The 17,418-nt window shown below is 73.6% G+C and carries 18 protein-coding genes; 11 read left to right on the forward strand and 7 right to left on the reverse strand.

The features are described 5' to 3' along the window. Nucleotides 1-171: 171 nt before the first annotated feature. Complete coding sequence (locus tag KUM39_RS17655) at nucleotides 172-1,260, reverse strand: hypothetical protein (RefSeq protein WP_308288163.1); 1,089 nt, start codon at nucleotides 1,258-1,260, stop codon at nucleotides 172-174. A gap of 394 nt (nucleotides 1,261-1,654) precedes the next feature. Between KUM39_RS17655 and KUM39_RS17660 the strand changes: the two genes are divergently transcribed. Genes KUM39_RS17660 through KUM39_RS17675 form a run of 4 tightly spaced genes read left to right on the forward strand, consistent with a single transcriptional unit; the run spans nucleotide 1,655 to nucleotide 3,952 of the window. Continuing rightward, nucleotides 1,655-2,560, forward strand: a complete 906-nt coding sequence (locus KUM39_RS17660) for a DMT family transporter (RefSeq protein ID WP_308288164.1) — start codon at nucleotides 1,655-1,657, stop codon at nucleotides 2,558-2,560. 34 nt (nucleotides 2,561-2,594) lie between these two features. Next, a complete protein-coding gene (locus KUM39_RS17665) occupies nucleotides 2,595-3,113 on the forward strand; it encodes an NUDIX hydrolase (RefSeq protein ID WP_217786641.1) in 519 nt (172 codons plus the stop codon). A 27-nt stretch (nucleotides 3,114-3,140) separates the two neighbouring features. After that, nucleotides 3,141-3,533 carry a YidH family protein gene (locus KUM39_RS17670; RefSeq protein WP_217786642.1) on the forward strand — a complete coding sequence of 131 codons (393 nt, stop codon included), beginning with the start codon at nucleotides 3,141-3,143 and terminating at the stop codon, nucleotides 3,531-3,533. A 59-nt stretch (nucleotides 3,534-3,592) separates the two neighbouring features. Then, complete coding sequence (locus KUM39_RS17675) at nucleotides 3,593-3,952, forward strand: DUF202 domain-containing protein (protein WP_217786643.1); 360 nt, start codon at nucleotides 3,593-3,595, stop codon at nucleotides 3,950-3,952. Between the two features lie 40 nt (nucleotides 3,953-3,992). On the opposite strand, the gene KUM39_RS17680 is transcribed toward KUM39_RS17675, so the two are convergent. Then, on the reverse strand, nucleotides 3,993-4,943 hold the full coding sequence (locus tag KUM39_RS17680) for an NADP-dependent oxidoreductase (RefSeq protein WP_217786644.1): 951 nt from the start codon (nucleotides 4,941-4,943) through the stop codon (nucleotides 3,993-3,995). A gap of 113 nt (nucleotides 4,944-5,056) precedes the next feature. Between KUM39_RS17680 and KUM39_RS17685 the strand changes: the two genes are divergently transcribed. From KUM39_RS17685 to KUM39_RS17695, 3 genes are all read left to right on the forward strand, one after another. Continuing rightward, nucleotides 5,057-5,356: a hypothetical protein gene (locus KUM39_RS17685; RefSeq protein WP_217786645.1), complete on the forward strand. Its 300-nt coding sequence runs from the start codon at nucleotides 5,057-5,059 to the stop codon at nucleotides 5,354-5,356. 222 nt (nucleotides 5,357-5,578) lie between these two features. Beyond that, the gene (locus KUM39_RS17690) at nucleotides 5,579-6,616 is read left to right on the forward strand and encodes a phosphotransferase family protein (RefSeq protein ID WP_217786646.1); all 1,038 of its coding nucleotides are present in this window, start codon (nucleotides 5,579-5,581) and stop codon (nucleotides 6,614-6,616) included. A gap of 6 nt (nucleotides 6,617-6,622) precedes the next feature. After that, nucleotides 6,623-7,837 (forward strand): acyl-CoA dehydrogenase family protein, encoded by a 1,215-nt coding sequence (locus tag KUM39_RS17695; RefSeq protein WP_217786647.1) that lies wholly within the window; start codon nucleotides 6,623-6,625, stop codon nucleotides 7,835-7,837. A 30-nt stretch (nucleotides 7,838-7,867) separates the two neighbouring features. Here KUM39_RS17695 and KUM39_RS17700 read toward each other — a convergent pair whose 3' ends face one another. Then, nucleotides 7,868-8,461, reverse strand: a complete 594-nt coding sequence (locus tag KUM39_RS17700; protein WP_217786648.1) for a TetR/AcrR family transcriptional regulator — start codon at nucleotides 8,459-8,461, stop codon at nucleotides 7,868-7,870. Nucleotides 8,462-8,687: 226 nt separating this feature from the next. After that, nucleotides 8,688-9,464 (reverse strand): SDR family oxidoreductase, encoded by a 777-nt coding sequence (locus KUM39_RS17705; RefSeq protein WP_217786649.1) that lies wholly within the window; start codon nucleotides 9,462-9,464, stop codon nucleotides 8,688-8,690. 215 nt (nucleotides 9,465-9,679) lie between these two features. Between KUM39_RS17705 and KUM39_RS17710 the strand changes: the two genes are divergently transcribed. Further along, complete coding sequence (locus tag KUM39_RS17710) at nucleotides 9,680-10,951, forward strand: exo-beta-N-acetylmuramidase NamZ family protein (protein WP_217786650.1); 1,272 nt, start codon at nucleotides 9,680-9,682, stop codon at nucleotides 10,949-10,951. 72 nt (nucleotides 10,952-11,023) lie between these two features. Here the strand turns inward: KUM39_RS17710 and KUM39_RS17715 are convergent, their stop codons facing one another. After that, a complete protein-coding gene (locus tag KUM39_RS17715) occupies nucleotides 11,024-13,816 on the reverse strand; it encodes a penicillin acylase family protein (protein ID WP_217786651.1) in 2,793 nt (930 codons plus the stop codon). A 256-nt stretch (nucleotides 13,817-14,072) separates the two neighbouring features. On the opposite strand from KUM39_RS17715, the gene KUM39_RS17720 reads away from it, so the two are divergent. Together KUM39_RS17720 and KUM39_RS17725 are read left to right on the forward strand one after the other, a co-directional pair. Then, nucleotides 14,073-14,675, forward strand: a complete 603-nt coding sequence (locus tag KUM39_RS17720) for a hypothetical protein (RefSeq protein ID WP_217786652.1) — start codon at nucleotides 14,073-14,075, stop codon at nucleotides 14,673-14,675. 356 nt (nucleotides 14,676-15,031) lie between these two features. After that, nucleotides 15,032-15,493 carry a MaoC family dehydratase gene (locus tag KUM39_RS17725; protein ID WP_217786653.1) on the forward strand — a complete coding sequence of 154 codons (462 nt, stop codon included), beginning with the start codon at nucleotides 15,032-15,034 and terminating at the stop codon, nucleotides 15,491-15,493. Nucleotides 15,494-15,513: 20 nt separating this feature from the next. Here KUM39_RS17725 and KUM39_RS17730 read toward each other — a convergent pair whose 3' ends face one another. Together KUM39_RS17730 and KUM39_RS17735 are read right to left on the reverse strand one after the other, a co-directional pair. Continuing rightward, on the reverse strand, nucleotides 15,514-16,140 hold the full coding sequence (locus tag KUM39_RS17730; protein ID WP_217786654.1) for a TetR/AcrR family transcriptional regulator: 627 nt from the start codon (nucleotides 16,138-16,140) through the stop codon (nucleotides 15,514-15,516). A 107-nt stretch (nucleotides 16,141-16,247) separates the two neighbouring features. Next, nucleotides 16,248-16,535, reverse strand: coding sequence for a YiaA/YiaB family inner membrane protein (locus tag KUM39_RS17735; protein ID WP_217786655.1), 288 nt, complete (start codon nucleotides 16,533-16,535; stop codon nucleotides 16,248-16,250). A gap of 175 nt (nucleotides 16,536-16,710) precedes the next feature. Between KUM39_RS17735 and KUM39_RS17740 the strand changes: the two genes are divergently transcribed. Then, a complete protein-coding gene (locus KUM39_RS17740; RefSeq protein ID WP_217786656.1) occupies nucleotides 16,711-17,361 on the forward strand; it encodes a TetR/AcrR family transcriptional regulator in 651 nt (216 codons plus the stop codon). Nucleotides 17,362-17,418 lie beyond the last annotated feature (57 nt).

Consider the following 17,418-nt stretch of genomic DNA (forward strand, 5'->3'; position numbering starts at 1 on the left):
CTCGGGGCTGTCGGACCTCTCGGGGCTGTCGGGACCCTCGGGACCTCGGGGCTCGGGCCCTCGGGGCTCCTCGCCGCTCTCGTCGGCGGACGGTTCAAGGTTCACGTGTCCATTCGAGCACCCTGACCTGTGTGGACGCCAGTGACCCCGGTCACGGGCCGGTGAAGGCGGTCAGGAGGTGCCGAGGGCCCGGCCGCGTGCCGCGTGGAACGCGGGTGCGGGGTCCTGGTGGGGGTGGGACCAGGGGGCGCGGGTGGCGTGGCGGCCGATGCGGCGGAAGAGGACGGCTGCCTCGGCGGGCCGACCGGCGGCGCACATGGCGTGGGCCAGGTGGTTGAGGTCCACGTGCCGCCGGGGGTGGTCGCCGTGCTCCCATTCCAGCCACCAGTCGAACGCTGTGCTCAGCGCCTGCCGGGCGCGCGGTCCCGCCCAGTGGGCGACGGCGTCGGGGTCGGCGGGTGCGCGGCCGGTGGCGGCGAGGACGCGGAAGCGTTCGGCGTGCGCGACGACCGGGAGCAGGGCGAGGGGCGAGTCGGCGGGCGCGGACAGGGCGGCCTTGCCCGCGACGGCGTACACCGGGTGCGCGCCGTACGGCTCGCGGTGGTCGTCGGGTTCGGGGAGGGCGGTGCGGTCCTCGGGCGCTTCGGCGAGCCGGGCGATGTAAAGGTGGTGGGCGTGGTGGTGCTCGGGGTGGCGGGCGCGGATCTCGGTGAAGACGCGGTGCGTGGCGTGCCGGGAGCCGAGGGTGCGGGCCAGCAGGAGCAGGCCGAGCCAGGGCGTGGGGTCGGCGGGGGCCAGCGCGGCGGCGGCGCGGCAGGCGGTGCGGGCGGCGCCGGGGTCGCCGGTGCCGTCGAGGGCGTGCCGTACGAGGGCGTGGGCGTGCAGGGTGGCGGCGTCGGCGGAGCGGGGGTCGGCGGTGAGCCACTCGCGGGCGAGGGCGGCGGTGCCGGGTTGGGCGGCGAGCACGGTGACGCGGTGGCCCCGGCGGTCCCAGTCGTCGCGGGTGGCGCGCAGCAGCGCGCGGAACGCCTGCCGTCTGCCGCACGGGGGTTCGGCGCGGGCGGCGAGCAGCGCGGTGTCGCCGAGGGCGTCGTCGAAGACCCCGGAGTCGGAACCCGCCGAGCCGGAACCCGCTGAGCCGGACCCGACGGAGCCGGAAGTCGCGGCGCCGGAACCCGCGGGGTCCGGGGTCGCGGCGTGCGGGTGCGCGGGGGCGGGCGCGTCGGGGTGCGCGCCGAGCAGGGGTGGGAGTGAGGGCACCGCAGGACTTCCTGTTGTTCGGGCTGCCATCAGTCGATCACGCACAGCAAAGCCCCAGCCACCCGCCACGTCAAGCGGAACCCCTGTGTGACGGGGGTCAACCCGCGTGTTCCCCGGGCAGTTGACGCACGGGACCCCCAGGTCACCGAGGTGCCGGGGCCGGAAGCGGAGGGCTGCGGCGGCACGCTGTGTGGCGTACGACATGGCGGCGGGCGCGGGTCTGCCCCAGCATGGCCGGACGGTACGGGCGGGGCCCGGCCGGAGCGTGGGCGGGCGGCACCGCCAGGGAGACAACCGTCCCATTCCGGGTACTCTCCGCAGTAATGCCGCTCCGGTGGCGCTACAGTCGGCCACTACCCGTCCGTGGCACAGCCGGATGATCGAGGTACGCAGCGTGTCCGTCCTGGTTCTCGTCCTTTCCGTGTGCGCCGCGTGCTGTCTCGGCTTCGGCTTCGTGCTCCAGCAGAACGCCGCGCAGAACGCGCCGCTCGGGGACTTCCTGTCGTTCCGGCTGCTGCTGGACCTGATGCGGGTGCCGCGCTGGCTGGGCGGGCTCGGGCTGATGGTGGCCGGGATGATCCTGGGCGCCGTGGCGCTCGCCAAGGGCGAGATCTCCCTGGTGGAACCCCTGCTGGCGACTAATCTGCTGTTCGCGCTCGCGCTGTCCCGGCACCAGACGAAGCAGTGCCTGGGCCGCCAGGGCTGGGCCGGTCTGGGGCTGCTCGCGGGCGGGGTGACCACGTTCATCCTGGCGGGCGAGCCGCGCGGCGGCACCGCCGTCGCGGACCCGCTGCGGCACTGGCTGATCATCGGCGCGATGGTCGGCGCCGCCCTGCTGCTCACCACGTACGCGAAGCGGTCCCGGCTGAGCTGGGGCCCGGTGCTGCTGGCCACCGCGGCCGGGCTGCTGTACGGCGTGCAGGACGCGCTGACGCGGGTGAGCGGGACCCTGTTCGCGGCGGGCGGCTTCGGGGAGCTGTTCGGCAGCTGGCAGCCGTACGGCGTGGTCGCGGTCGGGGTCAGCGGGCTGATCCTCGTGCAGAGCGCGTTCGAGACGGCGCCGCTGCGGATGTCGCTGCCCGCGCTGACCGCCGCCGAACCGTTGGCGGGCATCCTGTGCGGGGTCGGCTTCATGGGCGACCGGCTGCGCACCGACACCGGCGCGCTGGCCTGGGAGGCGGCCGGGCTCGCGGCGATCGTCGCGGGCATCGTGCTGCTGGGCATGCACCCGGCGATGCCGTGCGGCACCCCCGGCGAGGGCGAGCGGGAGACGCCGGTCCGGGACTACCAGTCCCGCTGACCCGTCCCGCTCCGCGGCTGCTTGGATGACCGTCATGAACCCTTCTGACGAGATCCTCGACGTGGTGGACGAGCACGACCGTGTGGTGGGCCGGGTGCCGCGCGGCGAGGTGTACGCGCGCGGGCTGCGGCACCGCTGCGTGTTCATCCAGGCGCGGGACGCCGACGGGCGCCTCTTCGTGCACCGCCGCACCGCGACCAAGCTGGTGTTCCCCGCGCTGTACGACATGTTCGTCGGCGGGGTCGTCGGCGCGGGCGAGTCCTACGACGACGCGGCGCTGCGCGAGGCCGAGGAGGAACTCGGCGTCACCGGACTGCCCCGCCCCGCGCACCTGTTCACGTTCCTGTACGACGACGGAGCCGGGCGGAGCTGGTGGTCGGCGGTGTACGAGGTGCGCTGCGAGCTGCCGGTGGACCCGCAGGTCGAGGAGGTGCAGTGGCACGCGTTCCTCACCGACGCGGAGGTGGAGCGGCGCCTGGCCGAGTGGGAGTGGGTGCCGGACGGGCTGGACGCGTACGCCCGGCTGCGGGAGCTCCGGGCGGGCCGGGACTGATCCCGGCGAGCCGGTAGGGTCCCGGGCGTGATCGAATTCGTACGGAACGTCCGCCTCTGGTTCGCCCCGGAGCTGATCCGCGAGGAGGGCGGCACCCCGGACTACCGGTTCTCGCTGGCCAACGAACGCACCTTCCTGGCCTGGCTGCGGACCGCGCTGGCGCTGATCGGCGGCGGGTTCGCGGTGGACCAGTTCCTGCCGCACCTGCGCTGGGGATGGCGGGTGGGGCTGGCGCTCGCGCTGCTGGCCGCCGGGGTGCTGTGCGCCCTGCGCGCGGTCAACCACTGGGTGCGCTGCGAGCGGGCGATGCGGCGCGGCGAGGACCTGCCCGCATCCCGCTTCCCGGTGCTGCTGAGCCTGGTGGTGGCGGTGGTCGCGCTGGTGATGGTGCTGGTGGTGCTCGCCGGGTGGGCGGGGTGAGCGCGGGGGATTCCTCCGGCCCGGGGGATTCCTCCGGCGCGGCGGACTCTCCCGGCCCGGTGGGCCCTCCCGGTGGGGCGGACCCCGTCGGTACGGCCGGCTCCCCCGCCGCGCCGGTGCGCGATCCGGGGCTTCAGCCGGAGCGGACCCGGCTCGCCTGGCGCCGTACGACGCTGTCCGCGACCGTGGCCGCCGTGCTCGCGGTGCGGGCGGCACTGCGGGACGGTGCCACGCCCGCCGGGGTGGTGGCGTGCGGGGTGTGCGGGCTGCTCTGGCTGGCCTTCCTCGTGCTGGCGCACCGGCGTATCCGCGCCCTCGCCGCCGGACCCCGCCCGGACACGCTGACCCCGCGCCGGGCGACGGCGGCGGTGCTGTGCGCGCTGGCGATGGCGGTGTGCGCCGCCGCACTGGTGTCGTAGGCGGCGCCGCCGGAGCCGTATGCCCCTGGCGTATCGGTGGCTACGGCCTGCGTTCCTCGGTCTCCCAGTCCACCGTCACCACGATCTTGCCCCGGGTGTGGCCGCGTTCGCTCAGCCGGTGGGCGTCCGCCGTGCGGTGCAGGGGGAAGGTGTCGGTCACGTGGACGGTGAGGACGCCCTGTTCGGCGAGGTCGGCGAGGCGGGTGAGGTCGCCGGTGTCGGGACGGACGAAGCAGTAGGTGCCGCCGAGGTCCACCACGTCCCGGTCCGCGACGGACGCCAGGCGGCCGTCCCCGGCGAGCAGCCCGGCGGAGGCGCGCAGGGTGTCGCCGCCGACGGTGTCGAACACCGCGTCCACGCCCTCGGGGGCGAGTCCCCGCACGCGTTCGGCCATGCCCTCGCCGTAGGCGGCGGGTTCGGCGCCGAGGGAGCGCAGGAAGTCGTGGTGGTGCTCGCTCGCCGTGCCCACCACATGGGCGCCGAGATGGGCGGCGAGCTGCACGGCCAGGGAGCCGACGCCACCGGCCGCCGCGTGCACCAGCACGGTGTCTCCGCGACCGACCTTCAGCGCCCCCACCAGCACCTGGTACGCGGTCAGCCCGGCCAGTGGCAGTCCGGCGGCCTCCTCGAAGGAGAGGGCGCGGGGTTTGCGGGCCAGGGTGCGCACGGGGGCGGCGACGTACTCGGCGAAGGTGCCCCGGCAGAGGAAGTCCTCGCGGACGTAGCCGATCACCTCGTCCCCGACGGCGTACTCGGTGACGGCGGCGCCGGGCTGGACGACCACCCCGCTGACGTCCCAGCCCGGCACGACCGGGAAGACGGTGTCGAGGGCCGCGTCGAGCCGCCCCTCGCGGCATTTCCAGTCCACCGGGTTGACGGCCGCCGCGCACACCTTGACCAGCACGTGGTCCGGGCCGAGCCGGGGCTCGGGCAGGTCGCCGTACTCCAGGACCTCGGGGCCGCCGAAGCGGCGGTAGCTGATGCCCTTCATGTCTTCGACCCTCCGGGGTGTCCGCGCGCCGCGCAACCCCTATCGACCGATATGCACGTTTCGCGCGTAGCCTGTTGCAGGCCCCCTTCCCCACCTCCGCGGAGGCGAACAGCATGAGCACCCCGCACCAGGAACACGACGCGCACGGCACCCACAGCCACGGACCGGACTGCGGGCACACCGCCGTGCCGCACGGCGACCACACGGACTACGCGCACGACGGTCATCTGCACCGCGAGCACTCCGGGCACTGGGACGAGTGCGAACCGGCCGGACACTCCGCGCACCGGGGGCACGAGCACGTGCACCACGAGGAGTGCGGGCACCCGCGGGTCACGCACGGGGACCACGTGGACTACCTGCACGACGGGCACCGGCACGCGGAGCACGGCGACCACTGGGACGACCACTGACGGACCGGTCACCGGGACGGGCCGTACGGCGGGTCCCGGTCACCGTCCCTCCCGCACCTCCCGCACCCCTTTCCGGCAGCTCCCCGGCGCATCGCGCGGGGAGCTGTCGCCGTACCGTGGACCGGGTCGCGCCGGATCACGCGGGGCCGGGGCACTGGACGGCATACCGACCGGTCGGCATCATGTGTCGGGTTCCCGTTCACCTGTTCGTAGGAGCGATGTATGGATGGCGACCGCTCACCGGCGGACCGGCCGACCGGGCTCGACCTCGACCGGCTGCGCGCCCTGCTGGACCGGGAGCGGCCCGGCCTGGTGCGCGGCCCGCTGACCGGGCGGCTGATCGAGGGCGGGCGGTCCAACCTGACCTACGCCGTGGGCGACGGCACCTCGACCTGGGTCGTGCGCAGGCCGCCGCTCGGGCACGTGCTGGCCACCGCGCACGACATGCGGCGCGAGCACCGGGTGATCAGCGCCCTGCACCCGACGAACGTGCCGGTGCCGCGCCCGGAGCTGCTGTGCGAGGACGAGGACGTGATCGGGGCGCCGTTCTACGTCATGGAGCACGTGGACGGCACCCCGTACCGCACGGCGGACCAGCTCGCGGCGCTCGGCCCTGAGCGCACCCACGCCACCGTGCTGTCCCTGGTGGACACGCTGGTCGAACTGCACGCGGTGGACCCCGCCGAGGTGGGCCTCGCGGACTTCGGGCGGCCGGAGGGGTTCCTGGACCGGCAGCTGCGCCGCTGGGGCAAGCAGCTCGACGCCTCCCGCGACCGCGAACTCGCCGGGATCGACGAGCTGCACGCGGCCCTTGGCCGCGCCCTGCCCCGCTCCCCCGCGCCCGCCGTCGTGCACGGCGACTACCGGCTCGACAATGTGCTGATCGGCCCGGACGACTCGATCCGCGCGGTGCTCGACTGGGAGATGTCCACGCTCGGCGACCCGCTGACCGACCTGGGCCTGCTGGTCATGTACGGCATCCCGCTCGGCACGCCCGACTCCCCGGTCTCGACCACCGCCGACGCCGTCGGGCACCCGGCACCGGCCGAGCTGATCGAGCGGTACGCGGCCCGGTCCGGCCGGGACGTCTCCCAGGTCGCCTGGTACACCGCGTTCGCCTGGTTCAAGCTCGCCGTGATCCTGGAGGGCATCCACTACCGGTACACCCTCGGGCAGACCGTGGGCGCGGGCTTCGACCGCATCGGGGACCTCGTGCCCGTCTTCGTCGAGCACGGACTGACCACCCTTCAGGAAGGCTGACCGGACATGGACTTCGCGTTCGACGCGCGCACCGGGGAACTCCGCACCCGGCTGCTCGCCTTCATGGACGAGCACGTGTACCCGGCCGAGCCGGTGGCCGAGGAGCAGCGGGCCGCGCTCGGCTCGCCCTGGGACACCCCGGCCGTGGTGGACGAGCTGAAGGCGGAGGCCAGGCGGCAGGGCCTGTGGAACCTCTTCCTGCCCGACGGGGAGTACGGCGCCGGACTCACCAATCTCCAGTACGCGCCCCTCGCCGAGATCACCGGCCGCTCCCCGCACCTGGCGCCGACGGCGACCAACTGCGCGGCGCCCGACACCGGGAACATGGAGGTGCTGGCCCAGTTCGGCACGGACGAGCAGAAGAAGCGCTGGCTGGAACCGCTGCTGGCCGGTGAGATCCGCTCCGCGTTCGCCATGACCGAGCCGGAGGTGGCCTCCTCGGACGCCACCAACATCACCACCCGCGTCGAGCGGGACGGCGACGAGTACGTGATCACCGGGCGCAAGTGGTACATCTCCGGGGCGATGAACCCGGACTGCGCGGTCTTCATCGTGATGGGCAAGACCGATCCCGACGGCGCCGACATCCGCCGCCAGCAGTCGATGGTGCTGGTCCCCCGCGACACCCCCGGCGTCACGGTGAAGCGGGCGATGCGGGTCTTCGGCTACGAGGACCACTCCCACGGGGGACACGCCGAGGTGGTCTTCGACGGGGCCCGGGTGCCGGTGGCGAACCTCGTCGGGGAGGAGGGCGGCGGGTTCGCCATCGCGCAGGCCCGGCTCGGCCCCGGCCGCATCCATCACTGCATGCGGCTGATCGGCATGGCGGAACGCGCCATCGAGCTGATGTGCCGCCGCGCGGTGTCCCGTACCGCCTTCGGCACGGCGCTCGCGCGGCAGGGCGTGGTGCAGAACTGGATCGCGGACGCGCGGGTCACCGTGGAGCAGCTCAGGCTGCTGGTGCTGAAGACGGCCTGGCTGATGGACACCGTCGGCAACCGGGGCGCGCACACCGAGATCCAGGCCATCAAGATCGCCACCCCGCGCGCGGTGACCGGCATCCTGGACCGGGCGATCCAGCTGCACGGCGCGGGCGGGGTGAGCCAGGACTTCCCGCTGGCCGAGCTGTACGCCTCCGCGCGGACGCTGATGCTGGCGGACGGCCCGGACGAGGTGCACCAGCGGTCGCTGGCCCGGCGGGAGATCAAGCGGTACCTGTGAGGGGCGCCCTGCGGCCCTCACAGGTACCGGTCAGGGCCGCAGTGCCCGCAGCAGCAGGTCGGCCAGGTGGTCGGCGACCTGCTGCGGGCTGAGGGGCCCGTCGGGGCGGTACCACGTGGACAGGTGGTGGACCGAGCCGAAGTGGTAGTCCACGACGAGGTCGGCCGGGGTGGCGGTGGAGAAGACGCCGGTGCGCTGGCCCTCCTCGATGAGCGCCCGGAACCTCTCGTGGTAGCGGCGGCGCTCGGCGCGGACCTGCTTGTACTTCTCCGGGCTCAGATGGTGCATGGAGCGGAAGAAGATCGAGGCGTCGTCCAGGTTCTCGATGGTGGTGACGACCACGTCGGCCGCCGCGCCCCGTACGCGTTCCTCGACCGGCCGGTCGGCGTCCGCGAACGCGTCGAGGCGTTCCTGCTGGACGCGCAGGACACGGGCGTACACCTCGTGCAGCAGGTCGTCCTTGGAGCCGAAGTAGTGGTAGAGGGCGCCCTTGGTGACCCCGGCCGCCTCCACGATCTCCTGCACCGAGGTGCGGTCGTAGCCCTGCTCGGCGAAGAGGCGGGTGGCGGCGTCGAGCAGCCTCCGGGGGACCGGTGTCCCGTCCCCGTCCGTCGTTCTGGCCACTGCCGGCACCTGCCTTCCGTCGTCACCTGATCGTCGCATCACGGGAACGCGGTTCCCGCCGGAGGATCTTCCCACTCGCCGTCCCGGGCGGGTCGGGCAGGATCTCCACCGGGCGCGGGTAGGTGTGCGCGGCCGGCCGCTCGGCACAGTATCCGGCCGACCCGTCCGGGGTCGCCCCGGCGCCGGGGCGACCGGGGTGCCGGTGCGGGCCGGGCGCGGGAGGTGGTCAGCGGGTGGCCTCCCAGGTCTGCTGGACGCGGTTCATGCCGGTGAGCCAGCGGTCGGGGGTGGTGGCGCGGGTCACCGCGTATCCGGCGACCTCGGGGTGCGGGAGGACCAGGAAGCGTTCCTCGGCGATGGCGTCGAAGAGGGCGTCCGCGACCGCCTCGGGCGCGAGGGCGGTGGGCCCGAGCACCAGTTCACCGGCGCTGCCGGTGGCGGCCAGCATGTCGGTGCGCACCCCTTGCGGGCAGATGGCGTGCACGGCGACGCCCCGGTGCCGATAGGTGAGGGACAGCCATTCGGCGAAGGCCAGCGCGCCGTGCTTGGTGACGGTGTAGGAGGGCGAGCCGATCATGGTGAGGAGTCCGGCGGCGGAGACGGTGGAGACGAACCGGCCGTTTCCGCGTGCCAGCCAGCCGGGCAGCAGCGCCTCGGCGGCGCGGACATGGGCCATGACGTTGACGTCCCAGGAGCGGGCCCAGGTGGACTCGTCCAGGCCGTCGCCCGCGACCGGGTCCTGGAAGCCGACCCCGGCGTTGGCGCAGTACACGTCGATGGTGCCGCCGAGCGCCGCGCGGCCCCGCTCGACGACGCCGGAGGCGTCACCGGGCACGGCCACGGCGCCGGGGATCGAGGCGGCGACCTCCTCGGCGCGGGCCGCGTCGAGGTCGTTGACCACCACACGGGCGCCCTCGGCGGCGAACCGCCGGGCCAGCGCGGCGCCGATGCCTCCGCCCGCGCCGGTGACGACCACTCCCGCGTCCTGCACGGCTTCCACCATCGGTCTCCTTCGGCACAGGGGTCGGCAGACGGTCCGGCACGGCGTCCGGCAGGGGTGGGGCACCGGGTGCGCCGTGGTGGCCCGCTGCGGCTCGGCGACAGACTAACCAGTCGGTATGTGTGAGGGAAAGGGTGACGGGGCCAACCTGAGAGCGCGGGGAACAGCACCCGCACGACTGTCCGGACGGCACCTTCCACTCCACGGAGGCCCAGCCCATGCTCCTGTCCAGAAGATCCCTCATCGCGGCGGCGACCGCCACGGCGGCGGCGGGGGCGGCGGCCACGGCCGTCGAGCAGCAGCCGGTCGCGGGCGCGCCCGCCGGGCACTCCCGCACCGGGGACCGCCTGCGCACGGGCTTCGAGCGCCTGGCGGCCGACGGGTACGCGCGCCTGCGCGGACAGCGGGTCGGGATCGTCACCAACCCCACCGGTGTCACCCGTGACGCGGCCCATCTGGTGGACGTGACGCACGCCGACCCGCGCGTCGAGCTGACGGCGGTCTTCGGCCCCGAGCACGGCTTCCGGGGCACCGCCCAGGCGGGCGGCTCCGAGGGCCGCTACGACGACCCGGCGACCGGGCTGCCCGTCTACGACACGTATCTCAAGAGCGGGAAACCGCTGGCCGACGTGTTCACCGCGTCCGGTGTGGACACGGTCGTCTTCGACATCCAGGACGTGGGCGCCCGCTTCTACACGTACATCTGGACGCTGTACGACTGCATGGAGGCGGCGGCGCTGGCGGGGAAGCGGTTCGTGGTGCTGGACCGGCCGAACCCGGTGACCGGGCGGGCGGCGCTCGGGCCGGTGCTGCACAAGAAGTTCGCCACCTTCGTGGGGCGGCAGCCGATCGCGCAGGCGCACGGGATGACGGTCGCGGAGCTGGCCCGGCTGTTCGACGCGGAGTTCCTCGGCTCGCGGACCGAGCTGGAGACGGTGGCGATGACGGGCTGGCGGCGCGCGGACTTCTACGACGCCTCGGGGCTGCCCTGGGTGCCGCCGAGCCCGAACATGCCGACCCCGGACACGGCGCTGGTCTACTCGGGCACGTGTCTGTTCGAGGGCACCAACCTCTCCGAGGGGCGGGGCACCACGCGGCCCTTCGAGCTGCTGGGCGCCGTCGGCATCGACGGGCGCTGGGCGGCCGAGGCCAACCGGGCGGGGCTGCCCGGAGTGCGGTTCCGTGAGGCGTACTTCGCGCCGACGTTCTCCAAGTTCGAGGGGAAGACCGCCGGGGGCGTGCAGGTGCATGTGACCGACCGGAACGCGTTCGACCCGGTGCGCACGGGGATCGCGCTGCTGGTGAGCGCGCGGAAGGTGTGGGACGGGTTCGCCTGGCGGGAGGACGACTGGATCGACAAGCTCACCGGGTCCGCCTCGGTACGCACGCTGATCGACGCGGGCGCGGACACCGAGACGGTGGCGGCGGCCTGGGAGCGGGAACTGGGGGCGTTCCGGCGGGTGCGGGAGAAGTATCTGATGTACCGGTAGAGCGGTCCGGGACGTTCCGGCGGCGCCCGGCGGCGGACCGTACGAGGTCCCCGCCGGACGCCGGGCCGTGGCTCAGCGGTGTGAGCCGTACTCCACGACCTGCTGGTAGGTCGGCCGGTTCTGCCAGCTGATCAGGCCGTGCTTGACGCCGCCCAGGGTGCGCTGGGCGATGGCGTCGGCGCACCACTGGTCACCGGCCGCGCACTGGTCGTCGCCGGGGTAGACCTGGGCGGCGGTCAGTCCGGCGGCCTGCTTGAGGGTGCCGAGCAGCACGTCACGGCAGCCGGTGAGGGTGCCGCCGCCGCAGTAGGCGCGGGCGAGCGGGCCCGGTACGGACTCGCCGAGCACGGTCCGGACGTCCTTGTCCACGTAGCTCCACCAGCCGTACTGGAAGGAGCTTCCGGCGTGCGAGCCGGTCGGGCCGTGTCCGGCGGAGGGGGCCTCGTCCACGGGCAGGTCGCGGGTGAGGGCGGTGTACAGGTCCTCGCCCAGGCCGGGCTGGAACTCGGCCTTCACCAGCAGCGGCCACCAGGCGTCCAGGAAGCGGACCGCGTCGGCGTCGGCGTACTTCTTCGATCCCGCCGACGTCTCCGTCCGCCTGGCCCCGGCCGCCACCCACGCCTTCAGCCTGGTGACGGCGGAGGCGGTGGCCGGGTCGGTCACCGGGGCGGAGTCGATCACCTTGAGCAGCTTGGGCAGGACGTCCTCGGCGCGCAGGTCGGTCAGGGCCGCCTCGCCCATCGCCTGGACGAGCTGGGTACGGGTGACTCCCCCGGCGGCGACCAGTTTCGCCACCCGGTCGTCGAGCAGGTCGCCCCGGTGCACCGAGCCCTCGCCCCAGGGCGCGGAGGCGTACTCCCTGGCCTGCTTGTTGTTCCAGGAGATGTAGTAGTCCTGGTCCACCGAGTTGGGGTGCTCGGCGGGCGGGGTGTAGTCGGCGGTGTTGGCCGTCGCGTCCCAGTTCCGCCACTCGTAGGCGGGCCGCGCCCACACCGGGAACTCGGCGTCCACCCCGGTCGCGCGGACCGGGTTGTCGCCGCTGTTGTAGTACGCGGTGTGCCGGGAGTCGGCGTAGAACCAGTTGAAGGTGAAGTTGATGTGCTGCGCCGCGCTCTGGAAGTCCTGCGGGCCCTTCACGTAATCGGGGTCGTTCAGCATCTGGAAGCCGATGATGGAGTCCACCTCGTGCCGGTACGACGAACGGAGCGTGGTGTAGGCGACCTTCTTGCCGCCGACGGTCGCCCGGTACTGCACCGGCCCGTACGCGGTGTTCCAGACGCGCATGGTGTACGACCCGGCGGCGGTGCCGTCGGCCACGGTCGGCTTCCAGGCGTTCTTCTGCTCGATCCGCCGCATCGCGGTGCAGGTGCCCCGGTACAGGTAGTGCTGGTCGTCCTGGCACAGTTCGACGGCGTAGGTGTCGATGATGTCCTGGCCGGAGGTGGTGGCGCTCCAGGAGTAGTCCTGGCCGCGCCCGAGTTCGACGTACATGCTCAGGCCGGCGAAGGAGGCGCCGCGCGCGCTGATGCCGGGGCCCTGGATCTCCTGGAGCATCAGCAGCTGCGGGGCGAAGTAGCCGGTCTGCGGGCCGAACACGGCGACCGGGTTGCCGCTCGCGGTGTGCGCGCCGCTGACGACGAGGGCGTTGGACATGCCGCGCCGGGCGGAGCCGAGGGCGCTGCGGGCGGCCGGACCGGAGGCGGCCTCGGCCTTGGCGGTGGCGGCGCCGCCGGTGCGGTCGTACACGAGGGGTTCCTCGGTGACCGAGCCGGGGTCGGGGAGCGCCTCGCCCTGCGGATCGGCGGGCTTGGCCGCGTAGGGGAAGCCGCGGCCGTCGTGCACGGTGAGCACGGCCTCGGGGTCGTTGCGCATCCGGAACGACTCCCAGACCCTGGTGCCCTCGGTCACGCCGTACTTCGCCTGGGCGGCCAGCAGGGAGCGGGCGTTGTCCACCTCGCCGCCGCCCCCGGAGCCGAACAGCGAGCCGACGACGGAGGCGAGCGCGACCAGGTCGGTCACCTTGAAGTGCTCGATGGTGCCGGAGTTGGTGAGGGAGTCCTTGTGGCCGGTGAGGACGTACTCACCGGGGAAGTACCGGCCGCTGTCGGAGGCGTCGATGTAGGCGTTGACCCCGGCGACGTAGGCGTTGACGTCGTCCAGGGCCTGCCGTCCGCGCGCGCCGTTCTTGGCGACCGTGCTGTCGATCTGCGCCTGGAGGTCGGCCTCGGTGTAGGGGGCGCTGCGGTAGAACTGCTGCTCCAGGCCCTGGTTGGCGGGGGCGCCGCCCGCGAAGCCGGTCAACTGGCCGCGTCCCACGTGCCGGAACACGTCCATCAGCCACAGCCGGTCCTGGGCCGCCGCGTAGCCCGCGCCGAACTCGGTGCCGTAGCGGGTGGTGCCGGTGATGTGCGGCACGCCGGTCCTCCGGTCACGGACGATGGTGACGTCGGTCCGTCCGGCGGGCTTCTCGGTGGAGGCGACCTGGTCGGCGGGGACGCCGAACGAGGCGTCGTTGAAGAAGGTGTTGATCTTGGCGTCGGTGAGCGCCGGATAGCCCTTGGCGAGGTTCGCGTACGGGCCGAGCTGGTCCTCGGCGTGCGCGGGCTGGGTGCCGAACGCCTGGTTGAGCAGGATCTGCGCGAGGGTCGCGTTGCCGTTCTCGCCGGGCGGCAGGATGTCGGAACACCGGCCGCCGCAGTAGTCGTTCGCGGCGGCCTTCGGGGCCGGTGCGGCGGCGGCCTGTGTGAGTGGTGTGAGGAGACCGGCCGCGAGGACGCATACCGAGGCGGTCTTCAGGAACCTGGAGAGGATGCGGGGAGTTCTCACTCTGTCGGACGACACGTTGCGTGGGGTGCGCCGTGACATGGCAGCTCCTACCGACGGGGGTGGGGCCGGACGTTACCGGCGGTCATCCCCGCGTTGGAAGGTGAACATGCGTCAAGTTCCGGCAGGGGGACGGGCGTCCGGGGGCGGCCCCCGTGGAGCCTCACGGGAGGCCGTCGGAGAACGGATGGAGCCGAATTCCGTGTCGCCACGTCTACTCGGGGACGTCCCGAGGAACCCGTACGGCGACGCCGAAGCGAAGCAAGCGCGTACGCAGGTGTGACGGAGGTGCAGGGCGATGGCCGGATTCCGAAGTCTGGCGAGACAGGTGCGCGACCCGCGGTGCGATCTGGCACTGCGGCGCTACTCACTGCGCAAGTGCCTGGAGCGGTTCGCTCCGTACGGGCACCGGGCCACCTGGGACCATCTCTGCTCGCGGGCCGGTTTCGGCCCCGAGGACCGGTCCCCCGATCCGGTGCGGCTCGTGGCCGCGCTGGAGGAGCTGGAGGAGGCGCGGGCGGTCTGGCTCGGGTACGAGTCGGACTTCGCCGAGCGCCGCAGGAAGGAGAAGCACGACGGGCTGCGGCGGCCGGGCTCGGTGGACGACTGGCACCGGATGACCTGGGGCGGTTTCGGGGTCGCCTGGTGCGACGACCCCCGCGTCCACCCCGGTGACTCGTTGGCCGAGGTGCTGCGCCGTCTGATCGCGGGGCTCAACCGCGATCCGGGGGCCGTCTGCCCGGTGTGCGACGGCGGCCGCCTGGTCTGGAAGTACGGCCTGGACCACGAACCGTCCTCCGGACCGGTCTGCGCCGACTGCGGCATTCTCGTCCCCCGCCCGCTGCTCACTCCGGGAGCGCTGGCCCACACCCGCCGGGAGCGCCTGCTGATGTCGGCCTGACGGACCCCCGTCCGGGGCGGAGGGTGCGCGGGGAACCGTACTCTCCGCACGACGGACGGCACGGCCGTCCCGCCGACGCCGGGCGGGCGGGCGGGGCGGCGGGTCGGCCGCGTGCCCGCGCGGCGGGGCGCCGGGGGCCGGTGGCTGGCCGGTTCTCGCCTCGCCGTGCGGCCGGGGCGGGCGGGTCGGTGGACCCGCCGCGCTCCCGACCGGCGGCGTGTCATGGGCTCTCCGGACCGCCGCCGGGGTCGGCCCGCGTCCCCACCGGCCCGCCCGTCCCGCGCTCTCGTTGACATCGCCCACCCGCCCGACCATGCTGAGCAGTTGCTCAGGCGTACGAGCGAGAGGCCGGGATCATGGCGGAACCGAGGACGTTCACCTCCCCCGAGGAGCTGAAGGCGGCGGTGGGCGAGCAGTTGGGCCACACCGACTGGCTGGAGGTCGATCAGAAGCGGATCGACCTGTTCGCGGAGGCGACCGGCGATCACCAGTGGATCCACGTGGACCCGGAGCGGGCGGCCGACGGACCCTTCGGCACCACGATCGCGCACGGCTATCTGACCCTCTCCCTGCTCCCACTGTTCGGGCCGCAGCTCATGGCGGTAGAGGGCGTACGCATGGGCGTCAACTACGGCACGAACAAGGTGCGTTTCCCCGCACCCGTGCCCGTGGGCTCACGGCTGCGCGCCACCGGCAGCATCACCGACGTGACGGACGTGACCGGCGGGGTCCAGGTCGCCGTCGTCTACACGGTGGAGCGCGAGGGCGGCGACAAGCCGGTGTGCGTGGCGGAGTCGGTGTCCCGGTTCCTGTTCTGACCGCCGTCGGAGCGCCGGGCTCACGCCCCGGCGCCCACCATCCGCAGCACCAGCCCCGCGTACAGCTCCCCGACCTCCTCGGGGGTGCGCGGCCCGGTCACGTTGAACCAGCGGGCGACGTCGATGCAGAGGGACAGCACGGCCAGGGTGGTGCCGGGCACGTCGGCCACCCGGAACTCACCGGAGGCGACCCCGTCCTCGATCATGCCCCGCACCTCGGCATCGACCTGGCGGCGCAGCGCGACGATCTCGGCGCGGGCGTCGGGGCCGAGGGCGTCGAGTTCGTACTGCACGACCCGTGCGGTGGTGCGGTGGGCCGCGTGCCAGCGGACGAAGGAGGCGACGGCGTCGGCCAGCCGCTCGGCGGCGGTGCCCTCGCCTCCGGCGGCCTCCCGCAGGATGCCGAGGGCCTTGTCGTGGCCGATGCGGCTGATCCGGTGGAGCAGTTCTTCCTTGGTCTTGTAGTGGATGTAGAGCGCGGCCGGGCTCATTCCGGCCCGGCCCGCGATGTCACGGGTGGTGGTGGCGTGGTAGCCGCGCTCGGCGAAGGCGTCCACGGCGGCGACCAGCAGACGCCGGGCCGCGTCCGGGGTGACCTCGTCCCACGGTTCGGCCTCTCCGCCGACCGTCTCCTCCGCCGTACTCATCACTCGCCCCTCTCGGTGACAGGGACACCACCATACCGTCCGGAGTGAGCGCTCGCTTAGCGCGCCCGTGCTGGGGACGGTGGCCGGGACCGCGTCCCGTGCGGGGCTCAGAGCTTCTGGAAGGGGTCGTGCTCGGCGAGCAGCTTGTCCAGCCGGGCCTGGTCCACCCGGCTGACGATCTGCCCGGCCTCCTGCCGGTCGCGGACCACCTTGGCGAGGGTGAACGCGGAGGTGACGAGGTAGAGGACGGCGATGCCGAGGAACGCCCGGACCCAGGCGTCCGCCTGGAGCCGTGCGATGCCGATGCCGGTGGCGAAGATCGCGACGCCGAAGGACGCGACGGCCTGGCCGTAGTAGGCGGCGGTGTTCTGCTGCTTGACCTGTGTATCGCTCATGGGACGAGCATCCGCCACGGCGGCACCGGCCGACATCCGTCGCCGTACTCAGGTCGGGTACTCAGCACGCGGACCGCTCGGACCGCTGGGGGGATCGGCCCGGGGGGAAGCACCCCGCCCCGGACGCGCTGAACGAGCCCGCTGGTACCTGGGGCGCGGCCCTACGATGTGCGGCATGGCCAGACCGCGCAAGCCCCTGCTGAGCATCGACCGGATCGTGCGGACGGCGCGGGAACTCGTGGACGCGGAGGGGCTGGCCGCCGTCTCCACCCGGCGGCTCGCGGCCGAACTGGGCGTGAGCGGACCCTCGCTCTACAACCACTTCCGCACCAAGGACGAGATCCTGGAGGCGGTCGCGGACTCGGTGAGCGCACAGGTGGACCTGTCGATGTTCGAGGACGGCCGCGACTGGCGCACCGCCCTGCGCGACTGGGCCGTCTCCTACCGGGCCGCGCTGCGCGATCATCCGAACATCGTCCCGGTCCTCGCGCGGGGCCCCGGCCGCCGCCCGGCCGCGCTGCGGCTGGCCGACGCGGTCTACGGCGCGATGGTGGACGCGGGCTGGCCCCCGGCCCGGGCCACCTCCATTGGCGCGCTGATGCGGTACTTCATCATGGGCTCCGCGCTCGGCTCCTTCGCGGGCGGCTTCGTGGACGACGCCGACGCCTACGACCCGGCCGACTATCCGCGTCTCGGACAGGCCCACCTCCTCGCGGACCGGCAGGAGAGGATCGACGAACGCGCCTTCGAGACGGGCCTGTCGGCACTGCTGGCCGGGCTGGCCGAGCAGTTCGGGCGGGTACGGGAGGAATCCGCCGGGGGCTGAGGCCCGTACCCGGCTTCCGTACCGGAGCCCGCGCCCGGCGTCCATGCCGGGTGTGCG

Source organism: Streptomyces corallincola, from assembly GCF_019104725.1.
In the GTDB taxonomy this organism is placed as follows: domain Bacteria; phylum Actinomycetota; class Actinomycetes; order Streptomycetales; family Streptomycetaceae; genus Streptomyces; species Streptomyces corallincola.